Source organism: Xanthomonas theicola (assembly GCF_014236795.1).
GTDB classification, from domain to species: domain Bacteria; phylum Pseudomonadota; class Gammaproteobacteria; order Xanthomonadales; family Xanthomonadaceae; genus Xanthomonas_A; species Xanthomonas_A theicola.
This window is the reverse complement of record NZ_CP049017.1, coordinates 1,333,176-1,345,175: the sequence shown is the minus strand read 5'-3', so window position 1 is coordinate 1,345,175 and position 12,000 is coordinate 1,333,176. Positions and strand designations below refer to the sequence as shown.

At 66.8% G+C, this 12,000-nt stretch carries 7 protein-coding genes and 3 pseudogenes; 3 read left to right on the top strand and 7 right to left on the bottom strand.

Annotated features, from left to right (window positions below):
• Positions 1 to 4: 4 nt before the first annotated feature.
• Positions 5 to 1,456, bottom strand: coding sequence for a Wadjet anti-phage system protein JetA family protein (locus G4Q83_RS06105; RefSeq protein WP_128421522.1), 1,452 nt, complete (start codon positions 1,454 to 1,456; stop codon positions 5 to 7).
• Positions 1,457 to 2,541: 1,085 nt separating this feature from the next.
• Positions 2,542 to 2,865, bottom strand: a pseudogene (locus G4Q83_RS06100) (tyrosine-type recombinase/integrase); the annotation flags it as partial.
• Positions 2,866 to 2,941: 76 nt separating this feature from the next.
• On the opposite strand from G4Q83_RS06100, the gene G4Q83_RS06095 reads away from it, so the two are divergent.
• Together G4Q83_RS06095 and G4Q83_RS06090 are read left to right on the top strand one after the other, a co-directional pair.
• Positions 2,942 to 4,047 (top strand): IS3 family transposase gene (locus G4Q83_RS06095; protein WP_185817416.1). Its coding sequence is split into 2 segments (ribosomal slippage): positions 2,942 to 3,200 and positions 3,200 to 4,047, totalling 1,107 coding nucleotides; the frame shifts between segments, so codons are not numbered across the junction.
• Positions 4,048 to 4,145: 98 nt separating this feature from the next.
• Positions 4,146 to 4,346 (top strand): hypothetical protein, encoded by a 201-nt coding sequence (locus G4Q83_RS06090; RefSeq protein ID WP_185817353.1) that lies wholly within the window; start codon positions 4,146 to 4,148, stop codon positions 4,344 to 4,346.
• Between the two features lie 65 nt (positions 4,347 to 4,411).
• On the opposite strand, the pseudogene G4Q83_RS06085 reads toward G4Q83_RS06090, so the two are convergent.
• A pseudogene (locus tag G4Q83_RS06085) lies at positions 4,412 to 4,612 on the bottom strand (transposase); the annotation flags it as partial.
• A 26-nt stretch (positions 4,613 to 4,638) separates the two neighbouring features.
• Positions 4,639 to 5,789, bottom strand: a pseudogene (locus G4Q83_RS06080) (IS3 family transposase).
• A gap of 169 nt (positions 5,790 to 5,958) precedes the next feature.
• Here G4Q83_RS06080 and G4Q83_RS06075 point away from each other — a divergent pair.
• The gene (locus tag G4Q83_RS06075; RefSeq protein ID WP_185817352.1) at positions 5,959 to 6,414 is read left to right on the top strand and encodes a GGDEF domain-containing protein; all 456 of its coding nucleotides are present in this window, start codon (positions 5,959 to 5,961) and stop codon (positions 6,412 to 6,414) included.
• A gap of 84 nt (positions 6,415 to 6,498) precedes the next feature.
• On the opposite strand, the gene G4Q83_RS06070 is transcribed toward G4Q83_RS06075, so the two are convergent.
• From G4Q83_RS06070 to G4Q83_RS06060, 3 genes are read right to left on the bottom strand one after another with little or no spacing between them, the layout of a single operon-like run.
• Positions 6,499 to 7,941, bottom strand: coding sequence for an efflux transporter outer membrane subunit (locus G4Q83_RS06070; protein WP_128419940.1), 1,443 nt, complete (start codon positions 7,939 to 7,941; stop codon positions 6,499 to 6,501).
• Positions 7,935 to 8,669: an SDR family oxidoreductase gene (locus tag G4Q83_RS06065; protein ID WP_128419939.1), complete on the bottom strand. Its 735-nt coding sequence runs from the start codon at positions 8,667 to 8,669 to the stop codon at positions 7,935 to 7,937. Before G4Q83_RS06065 ends, G4Q83_RS06070 begins: the two co-directional genes overlap by 7 nt.
• Positions 8,670 to 8,715: 46 nt before the next feature.
• Positions 8,716 to 11,889 (bottom strand): efflux RND transporter permease subunit, encoded by a 3,174-nt coding sequence (locus tag G4Q83_RS06060; RefSeq protein ID WP_128419938.1) that lies wholly within the window; start codon positions 11,887 to 11,889, stop codon positions 8,716 to 8,718.
• Positions 11,890 to 12,000 lie beyond the last annotated feature (111 nt).

The following is a 12,000-nucleotide window of genomic DNA, read 5'->3' as shown; positions in this document are numbered from 1 at the left end:
GTGTTCAGTGCCCCCTACCTGCATGGTCGGTCATTACATCGATTCCATCCGTCGGTTCGATGCGCAACTCATAGTCATCTGCCTGAAAGTAAGGCGTGCTCACTTGTCTGGTCGTCTTTCGAGCCTGCAAGAGGCGGCGCCCTTCGGCCGAACGCGCTGCGCCCACGGCATGCAGAACACGCACTGCGCCCTCGGCCGTATCCACCGGCAGCGCCGCCAGTGTGATCGGTCCTCTCTGCAGGTGGGGTATCAGGCCTTGCAGCACCTGTTGATCGCTGAAGGCAAAAGCTTCGGCTTCAGCCCGGCGCAGCAGCGCGTTCAGACGGCTGGTCTCGTCCACTACCAGCGCAGCCTGCGCAGGGGCTTCGGTCTCACGGTCGCGCAATGTCCAGCGCAACACGCCGCCGGGCAGACGGATCTCACTGGTAGCCAGTCGCTGAGCCAGCGCGTCGAGCAGTCCCTCGCGGGCGGGCTCCGGTTTCTCCTTCAGCCAGGCCATGGTGCGGCCCAGGGCGGATTCGGCACCATAGTCCAGGGACAGCGCTTGTCTCAGCAAGCTGGTGAAGCGGCGCGCGTAGTTGTTCATCTCCGAGCGCAACATGGGCAACTTCAAGCTGCAGGCGGCTTCGACCATGCTCTCGATGCGGTCCGCGAGCCACAGCATCGGGCTGCGGCCCTGCGCAGTGTGTTCAAGCCAGGGTGCGCGCTGCAGCAGATGAGCGTCCACCCCGTCGCGTTGCTCGCCGTCGAGGGCTCGCACCTCTTCCAAAGCCTCGCTGATCTGGCCGCGATGGCGCTCCGCCGAATCGGCCACCAGGCGCACGGCGTACTCCCGCGCAAAGCGCTTCTCGATGAAATCATTAAACTCGTTCCAGGCCACCTTCTGCGCCAGAGCTTCTCGCGTCAGGCTCTGGATCAAGTGGCGGAAATACTCGATGTCGTCCTGCAGGTCCTGCACTACGCGGCTAGCGAACTCATGGGCGTCCAGCAGTTCATCGGCATCTCGGGCGGCGATGAACGCCGCCAGCGCTTTGCGGGCCGAGCGCATGTTTCGCTGGCGCGTCTTGGCGCGGGAGTCATCAAGGTTGGCAAAGGTCTCGCTGAAGGCCTTGCCAGCCCGGCTCAGTTTGAGCGTGGGCCGCAGATCGATCGGGTCGCGGTAATCCTCCAGCCAGCCGTGTTCCTTGAGCTTGCGCAGCAGGTCGCTTGCGTAGGCACGCTCTTCTTCGGCACGTACAGTCTGCCCGGCTTCGAAGGCCAGACCGCGCAGCACGGGATTGGCCAGTGCATGTTGAATCACCTCCAGCACCAGTTCGCGGGTCAGCACCTCTGCGTAGTCGGCATTGGCTCCGTGCACCCGCTCGTGCAGGGCGCGCAGCACGGCAGCGCACAGCTCACGGTTGTCGTGAGTGAGGGGGCGAAAGAAGTATTCACGGGGAGGGACGAAGAACTGCATGCACTGCCTCAGGGATACTTGGACAAAAACCAACGCTGGCGATACCCACGGATACAAACACACCAAATACTAGGCTATGTCACAGGCGGGAGCGATGCAGCGACCGCAGCGGCTTCAGACATTTGCATGAATCCACTGGAGCAGACGCGGCACCGGCGATGCAGTCAGTATGCAAATGCGTCCACTTTGAAGGCCACTGGATCGCACGTATTGGCACCCTGCACTACCAGGTAGTAGTCGCCAGGTTCCACGTTGTCGCTCATGGTGTCGCTGCAGATCTCGACCGCTTTGGAGACGGCGACGCCTTTGGTGTTGAAGACCTGCAAGCCTGGCGTGGCGCCGTCGAAATCCGACTCGCCCAGGCATGATAGGTCGTGCGTATAGACATGCAGGTAGACCGTTTTGTTGCCGCGATTGGCATCGATGCGGTAAGTGCGGCTCTCGCCCGGGCCGATGGTGATGGGATGGAGCCGGCCATTGCCCCAAAGCCCCAAGGCCGTATCGCGGCCGATGGGGTACTGCACGAACTTGCGCTGCCAGGCGACCGGCTTGCCGTCGATCAGAACACGCCCATCGACATCGATGTGGACACGATGGGCATCCACCTGGGCCGCGACAGCTGCAATGGCGGACACGCTCCGGCTCTCGCGCCATGGACTCTGGCGCACCTGGATGCGGGTGCCATCGGACGCATCCAGCAGCCAGAACTCGCCGGCCCGCTGCGTGGTCAGAATCCGTCCACTGGGCAGGCGGTAGTGGGGCTCGCCGGCGCCCTTCGCGCCCCCCCAAGCGGGCGCGTGGGCGCCACTGGGAGCCGGAACCGGTGCAGGCGGCGGCTGGGCCTGCGTGCGACAGGTTCCGATGGCCGGATTGGCGGCCGGCGGACTGACACCCGCCTCCGCGCTGCAAACTTTGGACACGGCGGCGAGCGAGGCGGCCAACTTGTCCTGCTTGTCGCTGAGCGCCTTGCGTTCGGCCGCATCGCCCACACCCGCCTGGGCGCACCAGGCATTGATTTCGGCCGAAGATTTCGGCCGAAGCGCCCGCCAGCGCCTGCGTGTCTGTCTGTCACAGCGTTGCCAGGTCCAAAGGCCTCGTTCCAGATCGAACTGCTCTGGCACCGCCGAGCGCAACTCAGCCGTTCGAACGCCGGTCAGGAACAGCAATTGAATGCCCTGGCGCGTGGTCTTGAAGCCACGGTACTTACGCAATGTCCGCAGGAACGCGGGCAACTCCTCCATGCGCAGGAACGGGTTATGGCTCACTGGAGGCTTCGGCACGGCCACGATGTCCAGATCGCTGGCAGGGTTCGCAGGCAGGCCCTTCTCCACCATTGCGTAGCGAAACATCTGGTTGAACCAGGTGCGCACCTTCTCCGCGGTGGTCAGCGCATGGCAGCGCTCGATCTTGCGACGTCCGACGTCCCCCCGGTTTTGAGTAGCACGGCGATTTGGAGTCTAATCCCCAACGAGACGGAGATTGGACGTGAAGAAGCGCTTTTCCGAAGAGCAGATCATCGGCTTCCTGCGTGAGGCCGAAGCCGGCGTGGCGGTGAAGGACCTGTGCCGGCGGCACGGGTTCAGCGAGGCCTCCTACTACCTGTGGCGCAGCAAGTTCGGCGGCATGAGCGTGCCGGAGGCCAAGCGGCTCAAGGAGCTGGAGGCGGAGAACACGCGGCTGAAGAAGCTGCTGGCCGAGCAGCTGTTCGAGAACGACGTCATCAAGGACGCCCTGCGAAAAAAGTGGTGACCGCACCGGCGCGCAGGATGCTGGTGCGGCACCTGATGGAGCGCGGGCTCCCTGAGCGGCGGGCGCTGGCCGTGGTGCGGATGAGCGCCAGCGCGCTGCGCTACGTCCCACGTCCGGATCGCAACGTCGAGCTGCGCGAGCGGATCCTGGCGCTAGCGCAGCAGCACAAGCGCTACGGCGTCGGGATGATCTATCTGAAGCTGCGGCAGGAGCAGTGGCCGGTGAACTACAAGCGGGTGGAACGGCTGTATCAGGAGGCCAGGTTGCAGGTGCGCCGGCGCAAGCGGAAGAAGGTGCTGCTGGGCGAGCGCCAACCGTTGCTTCGGCCTGGAACCGCCAACCAGGTCCGGTCGATGGACTTCGTGTTCGACCGCACCGCCGAGGGCCGGGTGCTCAAGGCCCTGACCATCGTCGACGATGCCACGCACGAGGCGGTGGCGATCGAGGTGGAGCGGGCCATCTCCGGCCACGGCGTGGCCCGGGTGCTGGATCGGCTGGCGCTGACACGGGGTCTGCCGCAGGTGATCCGCACCGACAACGGCAAGGAGTTCTGCGGCAAGACGATGGTGACGTGGGCCCACGAGCGCGGTGTGCAGCTGCGCTTGATCCAGCCAGGCAAGCCGAACCAGAACGCCTACATCGAGAGCTTCAACGGCCGCCTGCGCGACGAATGCCTCAACGAGCACTGGTTCCCGAGGCTGCTGCACGCCCGCACCGAGATCGAGACCTGGCGACGGGAATATAACGAGGAGCGACCGAAGAAGATCTTGGGCGGCCTGACCCCGGCCGCCTATGCCCAACAGCTAGCGGCCAAAGCCGCTACGATGAAACCCGGACTCTAAAGAGCCCCGCTACTGAAAGCGGGGGGACGTCGGCGGTGCTACGGAATAGCTCGCTGTCGGTCATCGGCACTAAGCGTAACGGGGGCGTGTCCACGTCGATGCATATCACTGCGCGCAAAGAACAATTCAACCGGGCCTTTGTCGGCGCATTGGCGGCGCAAGCGGGGATCAATTCCTCCGTGCCGACCGTTGACAATGACAGCATCGACATCACGTTCATTGGCAAGGACTTTCGTGGCCTGATACGTGATCCGCAGAGTAAATATCCCCCGGCAAAGCCGGGGGCTTTAGAGATGTGAGCCGCTCAAAGCGGCTGCGGGAGCGCTACGCGCCTCCCTTGTTAGGGCCACCTGAAGGTGGCCGACTACCTCGGCAACTGCAATTGGTCCAAGCGCCGATCTTCCGCCTCTTGGTTCTGGATGTATGCCCCGATCAACCCTTCATCCCGACCTACCCTCGTAACGAAGTAACCTCGCGCCCAGAAGCTCTGCCCTACAAAGTTCCGCTTCCGCTCCCCATACACCCGCGCTAGGTGGATGGCGCTCTTGCCCTTGATATAGCCCACTGGACCGGCCAGATTTCCGTAGACACTCAGTCGCCGCTCTGCGCGTAGCGCCTTTCAAACTCTACCGGTGACACGCCGCCAGCGGAACCATGCCGGCGGATCGGGTTGTAGAACATCTCGATATAGTCGAACACGTCCGATGCCGCCATGGCGCGTGTCGGGTAGATCCGACGCTTGATACGTTCCTTCTTCAAGACGCTGAAGAAGCTCTCGGCCACGGCGTTGTCATGGCAGTTCCCGCGTCGGCTCATGCTCGGCACCATCCGGTGCGCCTTCAGGAACGACTGCCAATCGCTGCTGGTGAACTGCCAGCCCTGGTCGGAGTGCACCATCACGCCAGGACCGGGCTTGCGCCGCCACGCCGCTGCCACCAGTGCCTGCAGCACCAGATCGCTGGTCATTGTCGAAGCGGTTGCCCAACCCACGATCTGGCGCCAATACAGCTCCATTACCGCTGCCAAGAACAGCCAGCCCTCGTAGGTGCGGAGATAGGTGATGTCCGTGACCCAGACCTTGTTCGGGGCCTGCGGAATGAAGTCCCGGTTGAGCACATTCGCCACCACGCCGACCGGACCTCCCCGCTAACGCGGCTTGCTGCCGTAGCCAACCTGCGCTCGCAAGCCTTCGGCCTTCATCAAGCGCCGCACCCGGTGACGGCTGCAACGCTCGCCGGCCTCACGCAGATCCAGGGTGAGCTTGCGATAGCCGTACACCGCGCCGCTGGCCAGCCAGTGGTGCTTGATCAGGCCCAGCAAGCGCTGGTCCTCGCGTTCGCGGACGCTGGTGCCGTTGCGCAGCCAGGCCTAGTAACCACTGCGATGCACGCCCAGCACCCGGCACATCGTCGCCAGACGAAACTCCCGGACGTGCGCACGCATGAACGCGTACTTCGCCCTTACCCCTTGGCAAAGTACGCGGCGGCTTTTTCTAGGATGTCGCGCTCCTCGGTTACCCGCCTCAGTTCGGCCTTGAGCCGGCGAATCTCCGCTGAGTCGGTCGACGCCGCTGCAGCGCCGGCTGCCGGCGCCATCTTCCTGGCGGCCTGCACCCACCCGTATAGCGTGTGCTTGGGAATCCCGATTCGGGAGGCCACATCCACCACCGTGAAGCCGCGTTCGATCACCTGCTTCACCGCCTCGGCCCGGAACTCATCCGTGTACTGCTTGCTGTTGCCCATAAACACCTCGGTCATTGCCATCAATTATGGCGTCCGGATGTCTACGAAAGGCTGGCCGGTCCAGACTCCCGGATACGTCAAACTTCTACTGCCTCCCCGGCAGAGCCGGGGGAACTCTCAGGTTGGTTTAGCCTCGCACGACGCGCTGACCGGGCTGCCGAACCGGCGCATGCTGGAACGGAGCCTGTCGCAGCGCGTGGCCGACCTGCGCCGCAAGACTCGCCGGCATGGGTTGATCGTCCTCGACATCGATCACTTCAAGGAGGCCAACGACTTCTACGGGCATGCCGCCGGCGACCGTACTCTGACCGAACTGGCCGCGCGGCTGCGCTTCGAGGTACGGGCGCCGGACGAGGTGTTCCGTTTCGGCGGCGAGGAATTCGTGGTGGTGGCGCGGCTGCAATCGCGCAGCGAACTGGCCGCGTTCAGCAAGCGCCTGCACCAGGCCGCGCGCGAGGCGTTGCGCGGCCCCAACGGCAACATTACCGTGTCCCTCGGTGCGGCCATGCTGTGCGACGAGCAGCACTGGCAGGATTGGTTCTCGCGCGCGGACACGGCGCTGTACCAGGCCAAGAACGGCGGCCGCGACAACGACGTGGTCGCCGACGACCTGACCCAGGACTGATCGACCGCGTTGCCCGCGCGCCAGCCCTGAGCCGGTGGGCGCGCGGCCGCCAGCAGCCGGGTGCCGCAGTGCCCGTGCCGTCCGTCAGCGCGCAACCGGCGGCGATGGCGCCAGCGCCACCTCCTGCGGCAGCACCGCGTCCTGGCCCCAGCCGCCGAGCGCCTTGTACACCCGCACTACGCCGATGTTGACCGCCGCCTGCGCATCGGCAAGGGCGTCGTCGGCGGCCAGTTGGGTACGCTGGGTGTCGAGCAGGGTCAGGAAGTCCTCCGAGCCCTCGCGGTAGCGGATCTGCGCCAACGCTTCGGCGCGCTGCGCCGCCTGCGCCTGCTCGGCCACGATCGCCAGCCGCGCCTGCTGCTTGGCGTAGGCGGTCAGTGCGTTCTCGGTGTCTTCCAGCGCACCGAGTACCGCCTTCTCGTAGTCGGCGGCGGCACCGTCGGCCTGCGCCTCGCTCGCGCGCAAGCGCGCCCGCACGGTGCCGAAGTCGAACGCGGCCCAGGTGATCGACGGGCTCAGCGACCAAGCCTTGCTGCTGCCTTGCAGCAGCGAGCCGGCATCGCCGGACAGGAAGCCGACGAAGCCGCTGAAGCTGATCCGTGGGAACAGGTCGGCCGTGGCCACGCCGACCCGCGCCGTCGCCGCCGCCAGCCGGCGCTCGGCGATGCGCACGTCGGGGCGACGGCGCAGCAGCTGGGTGGTATCGCCGAGCGGCAACTCGCGGGCGTAGGCCGGCATGGCACGTGGCGCCAGCATCGCGTCCAGCGCGCCGGGCGTGCGTCCCAGCAGCACCGCCAGACGATGCCGGGCCTGCGCCTCGCTGACTTCCAGCAACGGGATGTCGGCCTCGATCGCCTTCAGCCGGGCGCGGCTGCTCTGCACGTCCAGTTCGCTACCGGCACCCAGTTGCCAGCGGGTCTCGGTCAGGCGCTGGGTGTCGCGCAGGTTGTCCAGCGTGGTGCGCGCCACCGCGATGCGTTTCTGCGCGCCGCGCAGTTCGAAGTAGTTGCGCGCCACTTCCGCGGCCACGGTCACCTGCGCATCGGCCATGCCGGCCTGCTCGGCCTCCAGGTCCGCGCGCGCCGCTTCGCTGGCGCGGCGCTGGCGTCCGAACAGGTCCAGTTCCCAGCCGGCATCGAAGCCCAGGCTGTAGCTCTCGGTCAGCACGCGCGCGCCGCCGGCGTCGGCATCCGGCGCCTTGCCGCGGCTGTAGTCGCCGTTGGCGGTGACGTGCGGCGCCTGGTCCAGGCGCCGTTCGGCGAAGGCCGCGCGCGCCTGGTGCACGCGCGACAAGGCGATGCGCAGGTCGAGGTTGGCGGTCAGGCTCTGGTGCACCAGTTGCTCCAGCACCGGGTCGTCGAACTGCGCCCACCACGACGCCACCGGCGAGGTGGTGGCGAACACCGGCGCCGCCGCGCCTTGCAGGGTCACCGGCGCCGGTTCGGGCGCGCGGTAGTTGGGGCCGACGCTGGCGCAGGCGCTGAGCAGCGCCAACGCCAGCGCGCCGATCGCGGGACGGATCACCATGGCAGCACCTGGCCCACATGGGTGTAGCTGCCGGTCGGGCCGTCGGCGTCGAGCAGCGCCATCATCACGCTGCTGCGCGCGCCGTCGGCCACCTCCAGTTCGCCCTCGCCGGCGTTCATGTCGGTCTTCACGTAGCCGGGGTGGATGGTGTTGACCTTGATCGGGGTGTCGCGCAGTTCGTAGGCCAGCTGCACGGTCCACGCGTTCACCGCGCTCTTGGACACGTTGTAGGCCGGCACCTTGAAGTCGTAGATCGGCGAGCCCGGCTGGCTGTGCAGCGTGACCGAGCCGAGCAGGCTGGACACGTTGACGATGCGCGCGGCCGGCGCGGCGCGCAGCAGCGGCAAGAACGCCTGGGTCACCGCAATCAGGCCGAACACGTTGGTGTCGAAGGTGCTGCGCCAGGTCTCCAGGCTCTGCTGCGAGACCGCCAGCTTGAGGTCGTCGAGCAGGATGCCGGCGTTGTTGACCAGGATGTCGAGCCGGCCGTGGCGCGCCTGCACGGCGGCCACGGCGGCGGCGATGCTGGCGGCGTCGGTGACGTCCAGGGTCAGCGCCTCCACCGGCAGGCCCTCGCCCTGCAGTTCCAGGGCGGCGGCGGTGGCGCGGGTGGTATCGCGGCCGGCCAGCAGCGTGTGCACGCCGGCCTCGGCCAGCTGGCGCACGGTGTGCAGGCCGATGCCGCGGGTGGCGCCGGTGACGAGGGCGATTTTCTGGGTCGTGGTCATGCGGATTTCCTTGGATGAGGGAATGGACGATGAAGGAATGGACGGATCAGGCGTGGGTCGACGCATCGGCGGCGTGCGCCGGCGCATGCGACACCAGCGGACGCCCGGCCAGCTTGCGCAGGGCGACGTAGAACACGGGGGTGAGGAACAGGCCGAACAAGGTCACCCCGAGCATGCCGGCGAACACGGTGATGCCGGTGGCCGAGCGCACTTCCGCGCCGGCGCCGTGCGAGAACACCAGCGGCACGGTGCCGGCGATGAACGCGATCGAGGTCATCACGATCGGACGCAGGCGCAGGCGGCAGGCCTGCAGCGCCGATTCCACGATGCCCTTGCCCTGCAGCTCCAGTTCGCGGGCGAACTCGACGATCAGGATCGCGTTCTTGCACGCCAGGCCCATCAGCACCACCAGGCCGACCTGCACGAACACGTTGTTGTCGCCGCCGCTCAGCCACACCCCGAACAGCGCCGACAGCAGCGTCATCGGCACAATCAGGATCACCGCCAGCGGCAGCGTCCAGCTTTCGTACAGCGCGGCCAGCACCAGGAACGCCAGCAGCACCGCCAGCGGGAACACCACCATCGCTGCGTTGCCCTGGGTCGCCTGCTGGTAGCTCAGGTCGGTCCATTCGATCTCCATGCCGTTGGGCAGCACCTGCTTGGCGATCTGGGTGAGCTTGGCCATCGCTTCGGCCGAGGACAGCATGCGCGCATCGGCCTCGCCGGCCAAGTCGGCGGCCGGATAGCCGTTGTAGCGCAGCACCGGGTCCGGGCCGTAGCTCTGCTTGATCGTCACCATCGCGCCGATCGGCACCATGTCGCCGGCCGCGTTGCGGGTGCGCAGCCGCGCGATGTCCTCGACGTTCTCGCGGAACGGCGCGTCGGCCTGGGCGATCACCTGCCAGGTGCGGCCGAACTGGTTGAAGTCGTTGACGTAGGTCGAGCCGAGATAGGTCTGCAAGGTGTCGAACAGATCGGTCAGGGCCACGCCCTGCGCCTTGGCCTTGACCCGGTCCACCTCGGCGTCCAGCTGCGGTACGTTGGCCTGGTAGGTGCCGATCGGGAAACTCATGCCCGGGGTCTGCGCCACCGCGCCTTGCATCGCATTGACCGCGTTCTGCAGCGCGCCGTAGCCCAGGTTGGCGCGGTCCTCGATGAACAACTGGTAGCCGTTGCCGTTGCCCAGGCCCAGGATCGGCGGCGGCATGAACGCGAACGCCATGCCTTCGCCCAGCTGCGAGATGCGCTGGTTGATCTCGGCGTTGATCTCCAGCGCGCTGCGCTGGCGCTCGGCGAACGGCTTCAGGGTCAGGAACACCACGCCGGTATTGGGGGTGTTGGTGAACTGCAGCGCGTTGAGGCCGGGGAAGGAGATCGAATGCGCCACGCCGTCGGTCTGCATGGCGATGGTGGCGACCTTGCGCAGCAACGCGTCGGTGCGCTCGAGCGAGGCGCCTTCGGGCAGCTTCACGCCGGCGATCAGGTACATCTTGTCCTGGGTCGGGATGAAGCCGGCCGGCACCGCCTTGAACATCACCCCGGTGACCAGCAGCAGCACGAGGTAGACCGCGAACACTGCGCCGCGCCGGCCGAGGATGCGCGAGACCGCGCCCTGGTAGCGGTGCGAGCTGCGGTTGAAGAAGCGGTTGAACGGGCGGAACAGCCAGCCGCCGAACAGGCGGTCCATCACCCGCGACGGGCCGTCCTTGGGCGCGTCGTGCGCCTTCAGCAGCAGCGCGGCCAGCGCCGGCGACAGGGTCAGCGAGTTGATCGCCGAAATCACCGTGGAAATGGCGATGGTCACCGCGAACTGCTTGTAGAACTGGCCGGTCACGCCGGACAGGAACGCCATCGGCACGAACACCGCGCACAGCACCAGCGCGATCGCGATGATCGGACCGGACACCTCGCGCATGGCCTGGTGCGCGGCGGCCAGCGGGGTCAGGCCTTCCTCGATGTTGCGCTCGACGTTCTCCACCACCACGATCGCGTCGTCCACCACGATGCCGATCGCCAGCACCAGCCCGAACAGGGTCAGCGTGTTGATCGAGAAGCCCAGCACGTACAGCGCGGCGAAGGTGCCCACCACCGACACCGGCACCGCGATCAGCGGAATGATCGAGGCGCGCCAGGTCTGCAGGAACAGGATCACCACCAGCACCACCAGCAGCACCGCCTCCAGCAGGGTGTGCACCACGGCGGTGATCGAGTCGCGCACGAAGATGGTGGTGTCGTAGACCGCCTCGTACTTCACGTCGTCGGGGAACTGCTTGGTGAGTTCGTCCATCTTGGCGATCACCTGGTCGCGGATCTGCAGCGCATTGGCGCCAGGCGCCTGGAAGATGCCGATGCCGACCGCGTTCTTGCCGTCCAGCTGCGCGCGCAAGGTGTAGTCGCCGGCGCCCAGCTGCAGGCGCGCGACGTCGGCCAGGCGCACGGTCTGGCCGTCGGCGCCGACCTTGAGCACGATGTCGCCGAACTCCTGTTCGGTGCGCAGGCGGCCCTGCGCGTTGATCAGGGTCAGGAACTTGCTCTCGGGCATCGGCTCGGCGCCGAGCTGGCCGGCCGAGACCTGCACGTTCTGCTCGCGCATCGCGCCGACCACGTCGCTGGCGGTGAGCCCGCGCGCGGCGATGCGCTCCGGATCCAGCCAGGCGCGCATCGCGTAGTCGCCGCCGCCGAACACCTGCGCATCGCCCACGCCCTGGATCCGCGCCAGCGCGTCCTTGACGTGCAGGCGCGCGTAGTTGCGCAGGTACAGCGTGTCGTACTTGCCCTTCGGCGAGGTCAGGTGCACCACCATCAGGAAGGTCGGCGATTGCTTCTGCGTGGTCACGCCTTGCCGGCGCACGTCCTCGGGCAGGCGCGCCTGCGCCTGGGCGACGCGGTTCTGCACCTTGACCGCCGCGTCGTCCGGATCGGTGCCGGGGCGGAAGGTGATGGTCATCTGCAGCACGCCGTCGGAGCCGGCCACCGACTTGATGTACATCATGTTCTCGACGCCGTTGATCGCCTCCTCCAACGGCGTGGCGACGGTCTCGGCGATGACCTTGGGATTGGCGCCCGGATACACCGTGCGCACCACCACCGAAGGCGGCACCACGTCGGGGTATTCGCCGATGGGCAGCATCGGGATGGCGATCAGGCCCGCGGCGAAGATGACGATCGACAGCACGGCCGCGAAGATCGGCCGGTCGATGAAGAATCTGGAAAAGTCCATGGGTGGTGGTCCTGGAAACAGGTGGAACGGGTGGCCGAACAGGAACGCGGGCAACGCGGCGGCGGCGCGGACCACCGCGGTGGCCCGGCTTGGCAAGCACCGGTCGCCAGC